The following is a 19,469-nucleotide window of genomic DNA, read 5'->3' as shown; positions in this document are numbered from 1 at the left end:
GGGGTTAAGACACCTCCCTTTCACGGAGGTAACAGGGGTTCGAATCCCCTACGGGTCACCATGAGCCATTAGCTCAGTCGGTAGAGCACCTGACTTTTAATCAGGGTGTCGAAGGTTCGAGTCCTTCATGGCTCACTTTTCATACGCGGTCGTGGTGGAACGGCAGACACGCTATCTTGAGGGGGTAGTGTCCATTGGACGTGTGGGTTCAAATCCCACCGACCGCATTACGTTCGACGGCAAGGACTTTTACCATTGGGGTAAAGGTCCTTTTTTCATTGAAAAAAAGGATACTTGAACAACGAAGAGGTTCGGTATAAAGTTTACTATGTGAAACTTTCTCTTAAAGGAGAATCGACCGATGACCGCTGTCACGATGCAGAGCCGTCCGCGCAAAGCGCAGGACATTATGTTTCAATCCATGCCTCCGGATACGATTCTGCTGAACCTCAACAATGGGTACTATTACAGCACGAACCCGATCGGTGCGGCGGTATGGGAGCGCTGCGACGGGCAGCGGTCGATCGCTGATATTATAACGGAGCTTCGGGCCGCTTTCGATGCGCCGGACGAGATCGAGCGGGACGTCGTTCAATTCGTCGAGCACATGGCCGACGAGAAGCTGTTGATCGTCGATGCGGCGAACTGACGCGGACGGCGCCGCGAGCGTTTGGATGCGCGCCGTATGCGCGGCGCTTGCGATTTGGGCCGCGCTGCCGTTCGCGAAGCTGCCGGCGCTGCTGCGGCGGATCGAAGCGGAGCGCGCCGCGGAACCGGTGCCGGAACCGCTGCTGAAGCGCCGAATCGACGCCGCGAACAAGTTGTCCCGGTTCCCGCTCTTCGTCATCCGCAACAACTGCCTCAAAAGAAGCCTCCTTTTATACTATACTTTGCTGATCAGCGGCGTCCGCGGCGTCCGGATTCATATCGGCGTTCACAAACGCGACGAGAAGCTGGACGGCCATGCTTGGTTGACGGTCGGCGGGGACGTATTCGCCGATACGGAGGAATTCGTATCGAAATATCGCGTGATTTATTCTTCGGGAGAGAACGGAACATGACGTTCACCAACAAACGGTTCGCGATCGCGCACGTCGTCGTGGACATCGCCGCGGACAACGAATCGCTGCTGGAAGCGATAACTCGATGGCTGAACGACTTCGAGGTCGCGGATCGAGACGATGCGCCGCCGACGATCGATGTCGTCATTTACGACGTTCCGATCGGCAGCCCGATTCCGTACCGGGTCGATGAGCGCGCCGAACCGATGCACGAGAGCAACGAGGCGAAATATTACGTCGACGGCGGGCTGTGGATCGTGGAGGGCAAGCGAACCGGCACCTCCATCGTGGACCGGGCGAAGCGAACGATCATCGGATACGCGTACGCTCCGCTGCTGACGGCGTCCCAATGGGATCTGGAAGATTTCCTTCATCCGATGCTCGAACTGATGCGCCAAGAAGGGCTGTACGTTTGTCATTCCGGCGCCGTCAGCGCGGGCGGCTTCGGGCTGCTGCTGGCCGGCAAATCCGGCCAAGGCAAATCGACGTTGTCGGTACACCTGATGCACCACGGGTTCGACTTCCACTCCGACGACCGCACCTTCCTGAGGAGAACGGCGGAAGGCTTCGAGCTGCTCGGCCTCTACGAACCGGCCAAGCTGTTCGCCTCCAACGTGGCTCATCTTCCCGAGATGAAAGAAAGCGCCTCCTTATCCGGCGCAGCGGGCGGACGGAAAAACGACGTAGACGTCCGGCGGCTGTATCCGGAACGCACCCGGCTGTCCAGCCCGCTCAAGGGGTTGCTGTTCCCGCAGTGGGCGCCGGAGGAGCGCAGCCGGGTCGAACCGATCCCGGCCGGCAAAGCGCTGCTGGAGCTGCTGCCGCTTACGCTGGTGTGCTTCGATCCGGACACGACGAAAGCGCAGTTTCAGTTTCTGTCCGAGCTCGTCCGTCTTCCCGCGGGGAGGATCGTTCTCGGCGGAGACCGGGAGAGATGGCATGCGGTGGCGAGCGAATTTATGTCCAGGGCGGGGGAACGGCAGCATGGAAGAGAAATATAGAGTTCCGCTCATTCGATATACTCGAAACGGCGGGCGTATCGACTACGAGACGGCGGACGACGAAAGCAAAGCGCTGATTCGCGAGGTCGGGGCGCGCAATTTGTTCATTCGCCACCGGCTCGCGGAGCTGCTGCGCCGCCTTACGGAGGTCGGCATTCGATCCGTCGTGCTGAAGGGGGCGCATCTCATCCAAACGGCGTACCCGTTCGGGCTGCGTCCGGTGGACGACATCGATCTCTTGGTCGACATCGCCGATTTTCCGCGGCTGGCAACGGTGCTCCGCGACATGGGCTACGAAGCTTTCGACGTCGGTATCGACCAATGGACGCATCTGCATATCTCCAACAAAATCACGTATTCGACGCGCTCGGCGCCCGTCGTGCCGATCGACGTGCACTTTTCCTTGGGGCCGTATCCGTATCTCGGCTCGCTGACGTCAGACGTCGTATTCGCCAATACGGAGACGATAACGATGGAGAACGGCCAAACGATGACCGTCCTCCGCCCGGAACTGCTGCTCACGCATCTTGCGCTTCACTTGTTTCAGCATCACTTCGAAAATTGGCAGGTGTCCGCCTGCGATATTGCTGCGCTGCTGCGCCAGAAAGGCGACGCATTCGATTGGCAGGCGTTCGGCAGCATCGCGGATCGGCATCGCCTGCGGCTGCCGATCGCGTATGCGCTCCGCAAAGCATCCGAGTTGGCGGGGATCGACATCCCGGAAGAGTGGGGCAAGCGGGATGTGAAAGCGGGCGCTTTCGAAACATGGGTGTTCCGCACGAGCTCCGCGCAGCGAACGGGGTTCGACCGCTTTTTCATCCAGTTCGTCACGACGCCGGGCCTCGCATTGAAATGGAAAGCCGCGTCCCAAATCGTTCGGCCGAGCAGGATGTTCTTAGATTTGCATTACGGAGGGAGCTATTTCAAATACGCGGTTTCGGCAATAAAAATTGCCGTTAAAGGGTTAACGGCAATGGGCAAGAAAAATCGATGAGGTTGTAGGAATTAGTTCGAGCCGTCGGCGTTGTTGCCGTTCGTGCCGCCTGAATTGCCGGGCGCCGTGTCTACGCCGTTGCCGACGCCGTTGTTGCCTTGACCGCCGCCATTGCCGTTACCGTTGCCATTGCCGCCCAAGCTGCTGAGGGTAACTTCCCTCAACTGCGCGTGTTTCGTGAGGACCGGTCTTTCGTATTGAAGTTTTTCCGACATGAATCGATTCACCTCCATCGGTGATTTTAGATTGATCATATCAACAGCACTAGTACTTTTCAACCATTTTTTGTATTTCATTTTTATCCATTACGGTGCGAACCGTGCCGCTCTCCACCACCAGCACTTTGTTCGCGTAGGACAAATTTCTCAGCTTATGCGAGATGAAGAGAATGATGCGGCCTGCGGACAAGGCGGCGATCGACTCGAGAATTTCCTGTTCGGCGTCTTCGTCGAGCGATGCCGTAGCTTCGTCGAAGACCAACAGGTACGGATCCTCCAGCAGCGCTCGCGCGATCAGCACCCGTTTCCGCTGTCCGCCGGACAGGCGCTGGCCTTGCTGTCCCGCGGAAGTTTCGTAGCCGAGCTCCAGCCGTTCGGCGAACTCGTGCACCTTCGCGAGCCGGCAGGCCCGAACGAACTGCTCCTCCGTAACGCCGGCGCGGCCCATGACGATGTTCTCGCGAATGGACGCGTTGAAGAGCAGGTCCTCCTGCGGAATATAGCCGATCTGCCGGCGTAGCTCCGCAAGCCGAAACTTCCGGATGTCGGTTCCGCCGATTTCGATCGCCCCGCGGTCAGGGTCGTAGAAGCGTAACAGCAGGTTGACGAGCGTCGTCTTGCCCTGCCCGCTCCCGCCGACGACGCCGGCGAAATCCCCCGGAGACAAAGATACGTCGACGCTCTGCAAGACGGGCTTCGCTCCTTTATCGTATGCGAACGAAACGTCCTTGAACACGACGGCCGCCCCGCGAAACGACGCTGGCATCGTACCCTCTTCGGGCGAATCCGACAGGGGCTTGTCCAACACTTCGAAGATGCGCCGGGCCGCCGGCGCCGATACATGAAAGCCCATCACGGCGTAGTAAGCGTTGAAGAACAAGCCGATGATATAGTTGAGATAAAAAGATACGGCCACAAGCGTGCCCAACGTGATCCGCTGCTCCATGACGGCGACGCCGCCCATTCCCCAAATGACGATTAACCCTACAATGTTAATGACGACCGTGGAAGAGGAGGCGCGCGCGTAAGTGCGGCTGAATTCGCTCCTTGCGTCTTCCGTCTCATACAGAACCTCGCGCGCTAGATCGATGTGCCGCTCCTCGACGGAATACGCTTGAATGGCTTTCACCATCGCCAAATCTTCCTGCAATCTTTCCATCTGAGCTTCTTGTTTTTCCTGCACTTTCCGGCTGCGTTCGGACAGCTTGGCGCGGAAACGGACGTAAATGAGGTAGAGCAGCGGCAGCACGGCGGTCGACGCCGCCGCCATGCGCCAATCGACGATCAGAATGATCGCGAAAATGAACAGGCCGACGAACAAGCTTTGGCCGAAAGAAACAAACTTATCCAGAAGAAGGTTTTGGACGGCTTCCACGTCCGATGTTATTCTGGAAAGGAGTCGTCCTTTGTGACGCTCCGAATAAAACGATTGCGGCAAACGCATGAAATGGGCGTACAGCTGCAGGCGCAGCCGAACGAATAAATCTTTGCGCAGCCGGATTTGAAAGCGGATCCGAAGCAAATAGATCGCTTCCTGCGCCGCCATGGACAGTCCGATGACGAGCAGCATGGCGAATAGGGTGCGCGAATCGCCGTTCAGGATGCCTTGATCGATCAGTTCCTTATAAAAAAACGGGCTGATCGTCGTCAACGCCGTGGAAAGCAGCATGAGCGCGGAAATCGCCGCTCCTTGCTTGTAATGCGGTCGAAGCAAAATAATGAATCGCCGGATGATATGCATTGCGGTCCCTCGGTCGCCGGTGCGTTTTAGCTTCATGATAACATAATCGGCGGAGGAAACAACGGAACCGATCGGTATCGCTGTTCATTTTTTGTTTAGCTGGTTGTGTTAAGATTTATTTGTATTTACAGGTTAGAGCGCATGTTTCGTTGAAATTTAACCATGCGAACCATATAATTTTTCTAGATTTTAGTATAAAAAGAAAGGGGGAGGCGCCGTGAATGATAGGATAAAAGTCATGCTGGCTACGGAAGGGACGTATCCGTTTCACCAAGGCGGCGTAAGCACGTGGTGCGACATTTTGATTCAAAAGCTTACTTCCGTCGATTACGTCATTTACAGCGTGCTGATGAACCCTTTCGTGACGCAAAAATTCCAGCTTCCGAATCCGTCGGCATTGATCAAAATGCCTTTGTGGGGCACGGAGGAGCCGGCGGAGCATTTGGAAACGCCATTCTCTCATATCTATAAAATGAAGCATGCGACGCACAGTCAAGATATCGAGAAAAACTTCATTCCGCTCTTTCGCGAGTTGATTTTAGAAATTATCGCTCAGCACAAACAACCGGTTCGATTCGCCGAAACTTTGCTGCGCATGCATGAGTATTTTAAGTATTACGAATACAAAGTCACCTTCAAGTCCGAATTGACTTGGAACACGTTCAAGGACATCATCCTCCGGGCTTCCGCGGACAAGGAAAACCGGATCGGTCAGCCGGACATTTACGGCCTGAACCAAAGCCTCGGATGGATTTACAGATTTCTTAATATTTTAAATACTCCGCTTCCCGACGTTCATGTCACGCATTCGTCGGCCGCCGCGTTTTGCGGCATTCCGTGCGTACTGTCGAAGCTGGCGAACAATACGCCTTACCTGCTCACGGAGCACGGCGTTTATTTGAGAGAGCAGTATTTATCGCTGTCGAGGAACGGATATTCTTCCTATTTAAGCACGTTCTTGATCCGGTTCGTCCAATCGATCACGACGATGAACTACGCGTTCGCCGATCAAGTGTCTCCCGTCTGCCAATACAACATGCGATGGGAAACGCGGTTCGGCGTCGCTCCCTCCAACGTCAAGGTCATTTACAACGGCGTGGACGAGAAGGTGTTCACGGAGGCGCCCCCGGCGCCGCAGGCGACGCCGACCGTCGTCATGGTCGCGCGCATCGACCCGATCAAAGACATCATGACCTTCATGCGGGCCGCCGCCGCGGTCAAGGAGAGCATGCCGGAGACGAAATTCGTCGTTTACGGTTCCGTATCCGTACCGGCGTATTACGAGCAATGTTTGGCGTTGAAGGAAGAGCTGCAGCTCGGGAATTCGTTCATTTTCGCCGGGCATACCGGCAACACGTCCGCGGCGTATCAAAGCGGAGACGTGATCGCGCTCTCCAGCATTTCGGAGGCGTTCCCGTATTCCGTCGTCGAAGCGATGATGACCGGCAAGCCCGTCGTCGCGACGGACGTCGGGGGCGTGAAAGAAGCGCTGGGCGACACGGGGCTGTTAGTGTCTCCGCGCGACAGCCGGGAGATGGCGGAGGCGCTGATGAAGCTGCTGCGCAATCGAGAGCTGCGCGAAGAGTTGGGCAGAGAAGGCCGGCAAAGAGCGCTTAGTCTGTTCACGCTCGACCGGGTGCTGGAGCTTCACCTGAAGAGCTACATTAAATTGGCTGTTCGGGCGGAAGAGTGGATGCCGGCCGCGGCCGCGAAGACGGAGGAGCCGGCGGCGCGCGCCGCGTCGACATTGGAGGAGCAGAAGCTTCTGATGGAGAAAGGCTACGCGCTCGCCGCGAGCGGGTACGACCAGAAAGCGATCGTGCAGTTCCAGAAAGCGCTCTGGCTGCAGCCGGATTCCGTGCTCGCGCCGGTGCTTATGGCCGAAATCGCACAGGCGTTCAATCGGATCGGCGAGTACGACAAGGCGTTCCAAGAGCTGTATAAGTATGAAGCCTACGTCGCCCTGGTAGCGGGCGGCGCGGCGGGCCGAAGCGCGTGACGCTGCGGGCAAAAGGGGAACGGCGATGACTAGAGTGACCAAAAGAGCTTTATGGGGCTACTCTCCGAAGTCGGTAGAGGATGCGATCGAACAGAGCAAACAGTCCCATGAAGCGCTCAATAGCGGGTTAGTAACGCAATTGCAAACGCTGGAGCGGGAATGCGCCGAGCTTCGCGCGGAGATCGACCGGATGCGAGCGGAGCTCGCCGCGCCGGAGCGCGGCGATGCGCTGGCGAAGGAGCTGCTGGAGGAGCACATGGCGGCGACGATGCAGGTCCAGGAAGCGACGGAACGGTACGAAGCGGCGATGGCGAAACATCGGGAGCTGGAGACGCTGCTGCTGGAGCGTCAACAATCCATGGTATCCGATATGAGGAAGCGGCTGCAGGACGTCGCGGAGAAGGCTGAGCAGCGCAGCAAGGAAGAGGAATAAACGATGCGGGCGCCGCGGCAGGGGGTGGAACGATGAGCGATTGGAAGAAACCGCTCCGGAGGAGATTGTTCGGTCTTCATCCGAAGAAGACGGCGGAATATTTCCGCAAGCTGAAGCATTTGCAGGAGTTGGAAACGGCGAAGCTTCGCAACCGGATCGCGGAGCTTGCCAAGGAGGCGGATTCGCTGCGGGAAGAAGCCGCCCGGCTGGAAACGGAGCTGGAAGAGCGCAGAAGCCGGGAAGCGCAGTTCGACGCCGCCGGCGCCCGTCTCGCGCAGAGCAAGAAGGCGCTGCGCGCGCTGGGCGAGCTGGAAGCGGACGCGGTACTGGCCAAGATGCGTGCGAGAGAGGAGCAGTCCCGCAAGCGGCTGGAGCAAGTCGAGGGGCAGGCGCGCACGTACGAGGAGACGTTCCGCGACCTGCTGGAGGAATTAAGCGAGATGCTTCGCAAGGTCGAGCGCTTGGAGGCGATGCCTGACGCACAGCAGGCCGCGCAGGAGAGCGACGCTTCGCTCGCCGAGGCGGCCGCCGCCAAAGCGCGCGCGGAAGCCGAGCCGGAAGCGGCGTCCGAGCCATCCCCGCTGGAGAGGGGCGAGCAGGAGCTTGCCGCTCTCCACCAGCGGGCCAAGGTCATCCAATTCAAGCTGCGAACGATCGTGGAGAAGCAAGCGCCGGAAGAGGATCTCGCGCAGGAGCGGGCGCTCGAGAAAGAAAAGCCCGCGGAGCGGGAGGAGCCGGAAGAGCGACGGGAGGAGCGGGAGGAAGAGCCCGCGGCGGAGCGGGAGCTTCAGGCCGCCTCTTCCCTCGGCTCCGTCCTCCCGCTGGCGCCAGCCCGTTACGTTCAACGAAAGCGGGAGCAATCGGCGCCGCCGACTGCGAAAAAGACGAAGCCATCGACGTTCTGGGGGGACATTCACGAATATTTGGACGGAAGCTTAGAGGATGAGGCCTACGCGGCGGAAGAGAGAGCGGAGAGCAGATCGTCCGAATTTTTCGGAAGCCAGACCGCGAAATCCGCGCAGACGCCGCACGAAGCGTCCTCGACTCCGGCGGGTTCAATCGCGCCTTCGGTTCCGCCTCCGGCGGTTCAACCGACCGCGGCCGCTCAGCCCGAGCCATCGGCGTCTCCGCCGCCGGCCGCCGCGGCTCGCGTCGAACAGACGGATCGGGCGAAATCCGAGCCGGCAGGGAGTTCGGCGCTTAGCGAGGAGATCGTCGCGATCCGGAACCGGTATATCGTCGGGAAGCTGGCGGGCGAGGCGCTGTATGCGCATGACGGCCGTTTGATCGCCGCCAAACATCAGGTCATCACGCCGCAAATCGTGCAGGATGCCGACCGCGAAGGGAAGCTGCCCGATTTGATCGTTCATATGATCGTACCCTCTTTAAGCGAGGGGGATAGGCAATGACGCTCGCGGTGCACAATCGCAGGGCGCTGTACGAACGGGTCGTCGAGGAAGTGCAGAAACGGAACATGTTCCCCGAGGACCGATTCGAGATCGCGGCTCTGCTGGAGTCCATGGGTTGGAACGACAGCCGGGCGAGCGAGCAGCTCGGGATGCAGGACGTATTCGAGCTGGCGGATACGATTTGGGAGCATATCCAACAGCGCGTCGTCGTGACGCCGTTCGAACCGCCCCCGAAGCGCAACATGGTATACGTCACGTTCGAGCTGACGAAGAGCTTTTTGCGCGGCGTCATTTTCGCGCTGCCGATGGCCATATCCGTAGTCTCGATGCTGACGCTGAAGTTCTCCCTCTGGTCTTACGAGTATTTGACCGTGGAGCTGGCGACGTGCATCGCGATCGGGACGATCCTCAGCTTTATCGTCGTCGGCGGCTATACGCAGGCGATCGCGCGAAGAGGGTTTTTCTATTTATTCCAAGGCTATTACAATATGGGCCGCAGGGTGACGTTCCAATTCATCCGGGCCGGGTATGTGACCTGTCTGGTCACCTGCGTGCTGATCTACGGCTTTAACGTCGTCTTTAACGTATTTCCGATGAACATGTTCATGTACATCGTCCTGTACTTCTTCTTCCTGACATCGATTTGGCTGTCCGTGACGGTCATGTACATTTTGAGGCGGGAGCTGACGTTCACCGGATTGATCATCATGGGCATATTCATCGTGTTTTTGCTCATGACGTTTACGCCGCTCGACATCATTTTCGCCCAGCTCATTTCGATCAGCATCGTTTCGGCGACGGGCATGCTGCTCGTCCTGTACTTCTTCAAAGTCGCGGAACGGAAAGAGGAGAAGGGCATTACTCCGCAGCTGCCCCGCATGTCCATCACGGTATATTCGGTCATGCCGTATTTTATATACGGGTTTCTTTACTTTTTTTTCTTATTCATCGACCGGATCAACGCTTGGTCCGCCCATGATTCGTATATGCCGTACTTTATTTGGTTTCGCGGGGAATACGAGCTGGGGCTCGACTTCGCGCTGCTCGTGCTGATGGTGCCGCTCGGCGTCAGCGAGGTCATCGTGCATAAGCTGATGCTCGACCTGGAAGACAGTCAGAAGCAGTACTGGGGAGCGGAGACGGATCGCATGAACCGCTTCTTTAAGAAAGTTTATTTTAAAATGTTCGGCGTGATCGTCGTTACGTCGGTCGCGAGCGCGGCGCTCGTGTGGAAGGGCATGCATCTCGCGAACGATTGGTATGTGGGGTATGCCGGGAAGCCGTTGATCAGCTCGGACACGACGGAATTCGTCTTCGTCGTCGCGTTGATCGCTTACGTCATTCTGGCGATCGCCTTGATGAACGCGGTCATTTTGTTTTCGCTGTCCCAAGCGGACATGGTCAACCGATCGATCATTCCGGCGGTGGGCGTCAACGCGCTCGTCGGCTTTCTGCTGAGCCGCTGGTTCGAATACGACACGGCGATTTTCGGGCTGCTGGCGGGCAGCATCGTCTTCGCCGTCTTGTCGGTGCGTCACATGCTGAAGGTCCTCAATAAGCTGGATTACTACTTATATGCGGCCGGCTAAGGGAGGAGGAGCGGCATGTATTCGAGCGTCGCGAATCATTTGTTTCATCTCGTTCACTACGCGTTCGCCTGGTGGCTGCTGCTGATCGTCGTTCCGAAGCTCATCTTCCGAACCGCCTACGAGGACCGACTGGAGACGCTGGCCGCAGGCGCGCTGAAAGCGGCTTGCCTGTACATGGCGCTCGGCTATTTGCTCGTCGTCACGAAGCTGTTCGAAGTGTTGGCCATCATGGGTATTTTGGTGTTCCTTATCTTGCGATCGTATATCGCGCCGAAGAAGGACAAGGGCGTCGACGTGTACACGGCGATCGGCGCTCGTTTTTACGATTTGGTCGAAATCGCGTTCCGGCTCAAGCTGGAATGGAAGTATATGCTCGGGAGGAAGGTCTGGACCGACAAGCGGCTGACGGTGCGCCGGATGTCTCCGGCGAAGTTGATCGCCGTCGGGTTGTTCCTGGCCGCGATGGGGATGGCGGCGTACGTGCGATGGTACGACCCGCTGCACAGCGCCGCGCCGTCGATGTCCGACGGGGCCGTCATTTTGCTGTGGACGAAATATATCATCCAGCGCGAATTGTTCGTCGGCGGCATTTACCCGCAAGGGCAATTTATTTTTATGGCGTTCATTCAAAAGTTCGCTCAAATCGACACTCTGTACGTCGTCAAATATTTCGGCGCCACGAGTACGTGCTTGATTGCGGCGGGGCTGTACTTCGTCGTCTCGAGATGGACGGGCGGCGGCCGCATCGCCGCCGTCGCCGCGGCGGCGGCGTACGGGCTGGCGGGCCAGCCGCTGCACGGCGTCGGCGATGCTTGGGCGCGCCAAGCGGCGACGCTTCCGCAGGAGTTCGCGCTGCTGTTCCTGCTTCCGACGCTTTACTTCTTCTCCAAGTACTTCGCGAACGGGAACCGGCAGGATTTGTGGACCGGGGCGGCGGGCTGCGCTGTCATGGGCTTCACTCATTTTATCTCGTTCGGCTATGCGGGCTTGGGGCTCGGGCTGCTGATGCTGATGGCGCTCTTCCAAGGGCGGGAAGGCGTCAGCAAGTTTTGGATCGGCGCGGCGACGGGCATTGCCTGTGTCGTCGTCGTGTTTATTCCGATCGTCTACGGGATGTTGTTCGGCGCCGGGCTGCATTCGACCTCTTCGGAATTTTTGCTGGCGCAGGCCCAATTTACGCCTCCGCCGCTCAACCGATGGGATTACGCGGGGCTCGTCAGCCTAGCGGTCGTCGCGCTGGCCGCGCTGTTCGGCCGCCGGGACCGGCGGTTCGCGTACGGCTTCGTCGTGCTGTTCGTCGCCCTGTGCTTCTTCCTTTATTGGTATGGCGGGACGCTGACGCAGAACGTGGTCATCCAGACGCGAAGCGACGCGGCTTGGACGGTGGCGACTTGCTTGGCTCTCGGGGTGGCGTGGCATGCTGCGGCTTCCGCCTTGTTTCGATCGAAGGAACGCCTCAGATTCGTTGCGGAATGCTTGGCGGCTGCCGCGGCCATCGCCTTCTGGGCGCTGTCCATTCGGCTTACGCCGATCATTCCCTATAAGATGATGTGGGATTCCGCGGCGGAACAGTATTTGGAAATGGCGAAGCGCCATTACGATAATACGTGGATCGTATTTTCCCAAGTCGAAGGGTATTCGCTCTCGCTCGGCAACGGAAGGCATCAGTACATTTCGACGTTGATTTCGGAATTCGAGCCCCAAGCGTTCCCTTTAACGCGCAGGGATCAAATCGCTCCCGATCCGAACGTGTCCTATCACATCTATATCGTCGAAGAGAAAGAAGTGTTTCGCCACGATCCGAACTCCGTCATATACGAGTCAATGGTACCCGACTATGCGCGGAGAGAGGCGGAGTACGCGGAGCTGCGGGAATGGCTGTCGGAATACCAATCTTTCAACAAAGATCTTCAGGTCTTTTACGAAGACGATAAAGTGAAGATATACTATATTTATAGAGGAGTTCCGGAAGAGAAAAAAGCGGAACTCGTTTGGGATAAGCCGATTTTCAGCGATTTGCTGAAAAATTTGACGGAATAAGCTTCATTCCGATCACGAGTCGAAGAGTGGGAGGGAAGACCGTACCGTGCCATACGATAACGTACATGCGGTCGATCTCACCGCGCTCGTCCTCGGGATCGCCGCCTGCGTCTCGGCCGCCGCGGCGATGGCATGGCGCCGAATGAGCCGGCGGCAGGCGGAGGAGCTGGCCGAGCTGCGCCGTCTTCACTCGCGGATGCACCCGAAGCTCGGCTTCGACAATAACGCGCAGTGGCTGCTGGACGGACTGTCCCAATACGTTGAGGCGCCGGTATACGCGCTTTACGTGTTGGATCGTTCCGCACGGAAATATACGCTTAGGGCGATCCGGCATGCGAAGGCGGATGTCGGGCAAGCCGCGCCGTCCTACAGCGGTTTGGTGCCCTACGCCGGCGAGCCGTATTTGCCGCCGGCGGCGCTGCCTGCGGACCGCGCGGTGGACCGGCCGTTCTCGTGGATCCGCGAGGAAGGAGCGCTGCTGCTGCAAATTCCAGCGGCGGAGAACCGGGTGCTCGTGCTGGCGGGGCCGATCGCGAAGCGCGGCGGGAGGGCGGCGGAGCGGGCCGCTCGCGCGGCGGACGCGATCGCTCCGATGGCCGGCTGGGCGCTGGAGGTCGATCGGCTGGAGGAAGAGGCGAAGGAAGCCGGCATCGCGGGCGAGGCGTGGCGCAGGCTCAGTCAGCTCGTGTCGGACCCGGAGGAAGCCGTGCGGCATGGCTTCCGGTTGGCCGCGGCCGCGCTGGATCTCGAGCCGATCGAGCTCGACGAAGGGGGCCCGGAAGCGGACGAGGGCGCGAGCGTCGCCGCGGAGACGGCGGAAAACCCGCGAAGGCACGTGTTCCGCTGCCGGTACCGAACCCCCTCCGGCACGCGGCGGCTGGCGTTCCGCGCCGTTCGGCTTCCGTTCGGCTGGGATGCGGAGCGGGCCGCGCAATTTCTGGAGGCTTGCTGCCGCGGGGCGGAGCGCTATTATGCCGAGCGCGAAGGCGCCTTTCGTGCGGGCCGAAAGGCGGACGCGCTGAAACGGATCGCGGATTTGCTGGACGGCATGACCCCTTGGACCGTCGGGCATGCGGAGCAAATGAGCCGGTACGCGGCCGTGCTCGCGAAGGAGCTCGGATGGCCGGACGAAGAGGTGCAGCGAACCGCGCTGGCCGCTCACCTCAGCAATATCGGCGCGGCGGCGCTTCCCGTCGAGCTGCTGACGAAGGAAGGGCGGTTCGCGGAATCGGAATACGAGCAGATGAAGCGGCATGCGGATCTAGGCGCCCTGCTCGTCGAGTCCGTCTTGGGCAGCCGGGATACGGCCGCGGCCATTCGCCATCACCATGAACGGATCGACGGGGGCGGATATCCCGACCGGTTAACCGGGGACGACATCCCTCGCGGCGCTCGGGTCATCGCCGTCGTGCAGACGTTTTTGGCGGCGGTGCACGGTCGGAAGGGGCGGGACCCGCTGCCTTTCGACAAGGCGATCGAAAAGCTGGAGGCGTTATCCGGCCTGCATCTCGATGCGGAGGCCGTCGCCGCGTTCATCCGCTGGCTCGCCCGGAAGCGGGAGGGGGCGCGGTCTGACCGCGAGCCGATCGCCGCCTGCTGGGATCTGCTCTGCACCCCTTCCGAGCTGTGCGAAGGCTGCCCGGCCTTCGGGCGGCGGGATCGCCCGTGCTGGGAAACCGAAGCGAACCGCTGCAGGCTGCACGGCAAATCGTGCGAAACTTGTTTGATCTATACGGAAGCGTCAACGCGTTCGGACATGCGAGGAAAGACCGAAGCCGCGGCCGCAGAAGCCGGCGCGCTTGAGGAAGCGGGAAGAAGCGCCCGTCCGAAGCCGGCTCCGGATCGAATCGATCGTTTTATGATTTACTATGGGGCCGTCGACGACGCGATTCTTGAGCGTTTGAAAGCCTACGACTTCGCGATCGTCGAGCCGAACCATTGGACGCAAGCCGCCGTGCGAACGCTGCAGTCGGCGGGAACGCGAATTGCCGGCTACGTATCGGTCATGGAATGGCCGACATGGAACGCCGCGAGGGGCGAAAAGCTGCAGGACGGCGATTTCCTCCGCCGAGGCGGAGAACGCGTTCACTTTCCGGAATGGGATTCGTATTTGATGGATATCCGGCGGGAGCGTTATCGGCGGATTGTGCTGGACGAGATCGACCGCACCGTCGTCGCGTTGGGGTGCGATGCCGTATTTTTAGATACGGTGGGCGACATCGACGACCATATCGATTCCGCGCTGCTGCGGAACGAGCTGATCCAAGGCTACCTCGAGCTGCTGGCGGGAATCAAGGAGCGCCATCCGTCGCTGATGATCGTGCAAAACAGAGGCTTCCACGCGCTCGCGGCGGCGGCCAAGTATCTCGACGGCTTCCTCTGGGAAGATTGGCGGGACGCCCTGGTCTCCGACCGCTGGGTCGAAGCCCAGATCAACACGCTGCAAATGCTAAAGAAACGCGGACTGCGGCTGTTTGCCGTCAGTCTGGACGGAGGAAGCGGGACGGAAGGGCGGGCCGCGCGGCGCTGCGGCTTCGTCCATTTGTCCCGGACGAGCGACTACGTCGCGTGGTGCGACGACGAAACACCGGATCGAAGGGAGGCGGGGGAATGAACCTGGCAGACATACTGGACACGCGGCTTGCGGTCGAGCTGATTTGGGCTGCGGCAGCCGCGGGAGGGCTGCTGCTGATCTGCGTCGCCGCGGCGTGGTATATCGCGAAAGTCCGAGCGGGCGTGAAGAAGCTGGAAGCCGTGTACGAATGGCTGGACAAAATTCGCGCCCAACCGAACTTCGATCAGAAAATGTCGGTCGTGCTCGAAGGGGTGAGCGCCCAATTCGAAGCGCAGACGTACGCGCTCTATATTCGGAACGAACGGTACGACAAGCTGATGCTGCGGGCGTCGCGATTTCGGGGCGGCAAGGCGGCCGCGAACGCGAACGCGTTCCTGAAGAGCGAGGGGGACGTCTATAAGCCCGGGGCGACGGCGGAGAAGCGGTTTTTGACCGAGGGCATCGACATCGTGAAGGAAGGCGAAGTGCCGCTGCTCGTCCTGCCGATCAGCAGCAAGGGCGTCATCCGGCTCGGTCCGGTGCTTCGCATTTCGCGCCGCGCCAAACGGAAGCTGAAGCGGTGGATGGACTTCGTGCGGCCGATGGTGGAAGAGGTGATCGAGGCGGAGCAGGTCAAGGAGCAAGCCCACATCGCCATGGCCTCGAAGAACGCCATCGTCAACTTAAGCAAAATCGCTCTAGAGGAAAACGAAGCGCTCGCGCAAATTTTGCCGTTCTGCTTAAATACGCTGAAAGCCGCCGGCGGCTGCCTCGTCGACGCCACGCAGCCGAGGTGCCGCGTCGCGTCGTCGGCCGGCGCGGCGGCGGACGTCGCGGCGAAGCTCGCGGACGACGCGGCTGCCTTGGAGGCTTTCCGCGGAAGGGGCGCCGCCGGCAAAGTGCAGGACGTCGAAGGCGACCTGCCCGCCGCTATGCTAGACGCCGGCATGAAGCACGTTTTGTACGTTTCCTTCGGCAGTCATTACTATCTGTTTTGGTTCAAGACGATGCAGGAGAGATACTGGAAGCTGCTGTTTCTGCAAACGCTGGCGCAAAATTACGAGCAGTTCGCCCGCGCTCAAAAGTCGTATTTGCGGGGCTCCGGAGCTTACGTTCCGCTGCTGCAGGCGCTCGCCAGACTGCTGGACGATCTCAGTCCGAACACGATCGGCTATTCGGAATTGATGAGCCGGTACAGCATTATCATCGCCCGTCAGCTCGGCTTGCCGGACGACGTCATCCGGGACGTGGCCGTAGCCGCGTACCTGAGCCATATCGGCACGATCGCGCTGTCGAGCGACTTGTTTCAAAAGGAAGGCCAGTACACGGAGGCGGAATTCGAGCTCATGAAGCTGCATGCCGAGGTGAGCGCGTTGATCGTCTCTTTCGCGACAGGGAACGAGCGGACGGCTTCGTACATCCGGCACCACCACGAGCGGATGGACGGTCACGGCTACCCGGCGGGGCTGAAGGGGACGGACATCCCGATCGGCTCCCGCATCATCGCGGTCGTGCAGCTGTTCCTCGCCAAAGTGAACGGGCGCAATTACCGGGATCCGCTTACGTTCGATCAGACGCTGCAAATGCTTCGATCGGCGGGCGGCCAGCAGCTCGACCCGGACATGGTGCAAGCGTTCTTGGACTGGTACACGTCCAAGCGGCGCGCGCAAGTCGATTCCCCGAAATCGCTCGGCGCTTGCAGCGAGATGTGCTGCGTGCCGGAAAGCATCTGCAGCTCATGTCCCGCCTTCGGGCGCGCCGACGTCAACTGCTGGGAAACCGAAGGCGTATTGTGCGCCGCGCACGGCAAGTCGTGCGACAGCTGCTTCGTGAAGACCGAAGCGATGACCCGCAGGAACGTGATCGCGGCGGGAGCGCGGACGTAAGCAGATCCGGACCGACGCAGTTGCCAGCGATCCCCGCCTTTACTTTTGCTTCGCAATCGGGTATATTTGTTCTTGCACGCGGTCGTGGTGGAACGGCAGACACGCTATCTTGAGGGGGTAGTGCCCACTGGGCGTGAGGGTTCAAATCCCTCCGACCGCATATCGCAGGACGGAAGAGCCGGTTGCGCGAACAGCGCGGCCGGTTTTTTTGCGTTTTCGCCGAGAGGCGTTTCGGACCGTCCGAGCCAAGGAACCCCTCTTTACATTTTTTCGAGGGCGTGCTATCATTTTTATTGTCTCTCCAAGAGATATGCGGTCGTGGTGGAACGGCAGACACGCTGTCTTCAGGCGGCAGTGCCCACAAGGCGTGAGAGTTCAAATCTCTCCGACCGCACCATACATACAAATGCACAGAAGCCTTGGCGCACAGGGCTTCTTTTTATTTTACGGTAAGCAAGGAGAGGGATGCCAGATGACGATGGCGGCGCAAACGGACGGCGTGTTCCGATCGGTCTGTTCGCTCGATTGCCCGGATCAATGCGGGCTTCTCGTGCACAAAGCGGGAGGAAAGATCGTTCGCATCGACGGCGATCCGGATCACCCGGTGACGAAGGGCAACATCTGCAACAAGGTGCGGCATATGCCCGAAAGATTGTACGATCCGAAGCGGCTGCAATATCCGTTGAAGCGGGTCGGGACCAAAGGGGAAGGCCGGTTCGAACGGATCGGCTGGGACGAAGCGATCGCGACGATCGCCGAGCGCTGGAAGGCGCTCATCCGCGACGAGGGCCCGGAGAGCATTCTGCCTTACAGCTTCTACGGCAACATGGGCCTGATCAACGCGGAAGGGATGGATCGGCGCTTCTTCCATCGGCTCGGCGCCAGACAGTTGGACCGGACGATCTGCAACGCGGCGGGCTCGCAAGGCTATCGGTACACGATGGGCGGCAGTTTCGGCACGGACCCGGAAGACACGATTCATGCGAAGCTCTTCGTCTTCTGGGGCGTCAATGCGGTCAGCACCAATATGCATCAGGTGGCCATCGCCGAGAAAGCCCGGAAGAACGGCGCCACGATCGTCGTCATCGACGTGCATAAGAATCAGACCGGTCGATGGGCGGACTGGTTCATTCCGATCCGGCCGGGCACCGACGCCGCCCTCGCGCTGGCGCTGATGCACGTGCTGTTCGCCGAAGGGATGACGGACGAGTCGTTCCTTGCGTCGCACACGGTCGGCAGCGAGGAGCTGCGCGAGCACGTTAAGGCGTACGATCCCGAGACGGCCGCCGGCATCACCGGCGTGCCGGCGGAGGATATATACCGGCTGGCGAGGCTGTACGGCTCCGTATCGCCGTCTCTCATTCGCATCGGGAACGGGCTGCAGCATCACGACAACGGCGGCATGGCGGTCCGGACGATCTCGTGTTTGCCGGCGTTGACGGGGCAGTGGCAGGTCAAGGGCGGCGGCGCGATCAAGTCGAACAGCGGCTATTTCGAGATTGATTCGTTCGCGCTGCAGCGGCCGGATTTGCTGCGGCAAGCGTCCGCGCCTCCGGTGAACATGAATCGCCTCGGCCGCGAGCTGCTGGAGGGCGCGCCGCGGGTGCGATCCCTGTTCGTCTACGGCTGCAACCCGGTCGTCGTCGCGCCCGAGGCGAACAAGGTGAAGGCGGGCCTTGCGCGGGACGATTTGTTTACGGTCGTGCACGACTTGTTCCTGACGGAGACGGCGGCGTACGCGGATCTCGTGCTGCCGGCGACGTCGTCGTTCGAAAACACGGACATATATACTTCCTACTGGCACTTGTATATGCAATTGCAGCAGCCCGTCATCGAGCGGTACGGGGAAGCGAAATCGAATACGGAGCTGTTCCGGCTGCTCGCGGAAGCGATGGGCTACGACGACGCGCCGCTGCGGGATTCGGACGAGGAGATGATCCGTCAGGCGCTCGGCCGGGAATCGATTCGCTACGAAGAGCTGGTCGAAAACCATTACGCGAAGGTCGGCGCGCGCCTGCCGCTGCCGGGCAAGCTGCCGACGCCGAGCGGCAAAATCGAGCTGTATTCGAGGCAGATGGCTGATCGCGGACTGCCGCCGCTGCCGACGTATACGCCGCTGAACGCCGAAGCGGAAGAAGCGCTGCCGTTCGTCTTCATTCCGGGCCCGAACCATCATTTCTTGAACTCGACGTTCTCGAACAACGAGAAGCACGTCACGTTCGAGAAGACGCCGAAGCTGCATATGAACCGGGCCGACGCGGAGGCGAGAGGCATTTGGGACGGGGACCGGATCCGGGTGTGGAACGGCCGCGGCGAATGCGTGCTGACCGTCGCAAGCGGCGACGGCGTGCTGCCGGGCGTCGTCGTCAGCCAAGGGCTGTGGGCGGACGCCCCGGGAACGAAGCGGCTCGTCAACGCGCTGACGCCGGACCGCCTCGCGGATATGGGCGGCGGCGCGGTGTTTTTCTCCGGCCGGGTCGATGTCGAGAAGTACGAGGAATCATAACATAGAGTCATGGCAAAGAAAGCCCTCGCGGGGCCGCG

Annotated in this window: 14 protein-coding genes and 4 tRNA genes; 16 read left to right on the top strand and 2 right to left on the bottom strand. The window is 60.0% G+C overall.

Annotation, left to right across the window (positions count from 1 at the left end; translation table 11 throughout):
* Window positions 1-62: 62 nt before the first annotated feature.
* From VE009_RS26230 to VE009_RS26205, 6 genes are all read left to right on the top strand, one after another.
* Window positions 63-135: transfer RNA gene (locus VE009_RS26230), tRNA-Lys, on the top strand.
* Between the two features lie 10 nt (window positions 136-145).
* Window positions 146-227: transfer RNA gene (locus VE009_RS26225), tRNA-Leu, on the top strand.
* A 134-nt stretch (window positions 228-361) separates the two neighbouring features.
* Window positions 362-649, top strand: a complete 288-nt coding sequence (pqqD, locus tag VE009_RS26220; RefSeq protein WP_325012915.1) for a pyrroloquinoline quinone biosynthesis peptide chaperone PqqD — start codon at window positions 362-364, stop codon at window positions 647-649.
* Window positions 636-1,061 carry a lasso peptide biosynthesis B2 protein gene (locus tag VE009_RS26215; RefSeq protein ID WP_325012913.1) on the top strand — a complete coding sequence of 142 codons (426 nt, stop codon included), beginning with the start codon at window positions 636-638 and terminating at the stop codon, window positions 1,059-1,061. The genes pqqD and VE009_RS26215 overlap by 14 nt, the downstream gene beginning before the upstream one ends.
* Complete coding sequence (locus tag VE009_RS26210) at window positions 1,058-2,062, top strand: hypothetical protein (RefSeq protein ID WP_325012911.1); 1,005 nt, start codon at window positions 1,058-1,060, stop codon at window positions 2,060-2,062. The genes VE009_RS26215 and VE009_RS26210 overlap by 4 nt, the downstream gene beginning before the upstream one ends.
* The gene (locus tag VE009_RS26205) at window positions 2,046-3,056 is read left to right on the top strand and encodes a nucleotidyltransferase family protein (RefSeq protein WP_325012910.1); all 1,011 of its coding nucleotides are present in this window, start codon (window positions 2,046-2,048) and stop codon (window positions 3,054-3,056) included. The genes VE009_RS26210 and VE009_RS26205 overlap by 17 nt, the downstream gene beginning before the upstream one ends.
* Window positions 3,057-3,067: 11 nt before the next feature.
* On the opposite strand, the gene VE009_RS26200 is transcribed toward VE009_RS26205, so the two are convergent.
* Window positions 3,068-3,271: a hypothetical protein gene (locus VE009_RS26200; protein ID WP_325012908.1), complete on the bottom strand. Its 204-nt coding sequence runs from the start codon at window positions 3,269-3,271 to the stop codon at window positions 3,068-3,070.
* Between the two features lie 49 nt (window positions 3,272-3,320).
* On the bottom strand, window positions 3,321-5,015 hold the full coding sequence (locus VE009_RS26195; protein ID WP_325012907.1) for an ABC transporter ATP-binding protein: 1,695 nt from the start codon (window positions 5,013-5,015) through the stop codon (window positions 3,321-3,323).
* Between the two features lie 217 nt (window positions 5,016-5,232).
* Here VE009_RS26195 and pelF point away from each other — a divergent pair, with 217 nt between their 5' ends.
* From pelF to VE009_RS26145, 10 genes are all read left to right on the top strand, one after another.
* A complete protein-coding gene (gene pelF / locus VE009_RS26190; RefSeq protein WP_325012905.1) occupies window positions 5,233-7,014 on the top strand; it encodes a GT4 family glycosyltransferase PelF in 1,782 nt (593 codons plus the stop codon).
* 25 nt (window positions 7,015-7,039) lie between these two features.
* Complete coding sequence (locus VE009_RS26185; RefSeq protein WP_325012903.1) at window positions 7,040-7,447, top strand: hypothetical protein; 408 nt, start codon at window positions 7,040-7,042, stop codon at window positions 7,445-7,447.
* Window positions 7,448-7,479: 32 nt separating this feature from the next.
* Window positions 7,480-8,856, top strand: coding sequence for a hypothetical protein (locus VE009_RS26180; protein WP_325012901.1), 1,377 nt, complete (start codon window positions 7,480-7,482; stop codon window positions 8,854-8,856).
* Window positions 8,853-10,445 (top strand): hypothetical protein, encoded by a 1,593-nt coding sequence (locus VE009_RS26175; RefSeq protein WP_325012899.1) that lies wholly within the window; start codon window positions 8,853-8,855, stop codon window positions 10,443-10,445. The genes VE009_RS26180 and VE009_RS26175 overlap by 4 nt, the downstream gene beginning before the upstream one ends.
* Before the next feature lie 15 nt (window positions 10,446-10,460).
* On the top strand, window positions 10,461-12,485 hold the full coding sequence (locus VE009_RS26170; protein WP_325012897.1) for a hypothetical protein: 2,025 nt from the start codon (window positions 10,461-10,463) through the stop codon (window positions 12,483-12,485).
* Window positions 12,486-12,531: 46 nt separating this feature from the next.
* Entirely contained in the window at window positions 12,532-15,099 is a 2,568-nt protein-coding gene (locus VE009_RS26165) for an HD domain-containing phosphohydrolase (protein WP_325012895.1), read from the top strand.
* Entirely contained in the window at window positions 15,096-16,925 is a 1,830-nt protein-coding gene (locus VE009_RS26160) for an HD-GYP domain-containing protein (protein ID WP_325012893.1), read from the top strand. The genes VE009_RS26165 and VE009_RS26160 overlap by 4 nt, the downstream gene beginning before the upstream one ends.
* A 78-nt stretch (window positions 16,926-17,003) precedes the next feature.
* Window positions 17,004-17,085, top strand: a tRNA-Leu gene (locus VE009_RS26155).
* Window positions 17,086-17,237: 152 nt separating this feature from the next.
* Window positions 17,238-17,322: transfer RNA gene (locus VE009_RS26150), tRNA-Leu, on the top strand.
* 75 nt (window positions 17,323-17,397) lie between these two features.
* Window positions 17,398-19,431 carry a molybdopterin oxidoreductase family protein gene (locus VE009_RS26145; RefSeq protein ID WP_325012891.1) on the top strand — a complete coding sequence of 678 codons (2,034 nt, stop codon included), beginning with the start codon at window positions 17,398-17,400 and terminating at the stop codon, window positions 19,429-19,431.
* Window positions 19,432-19,469: the final 38 nt, after the last annotated feature.

Source organism: Paenibacillus sp. (genome assembly GCF_035645195.1).
Classification (GTDB): domain Bacteria; phylum Bacillota; class Bacilli; order Paenibacillales; family YIM-B00363; genus Paenibacillus_AE.
This window is presented reverse-complemented; position numbering and strand designations above follow the sequence as displayed.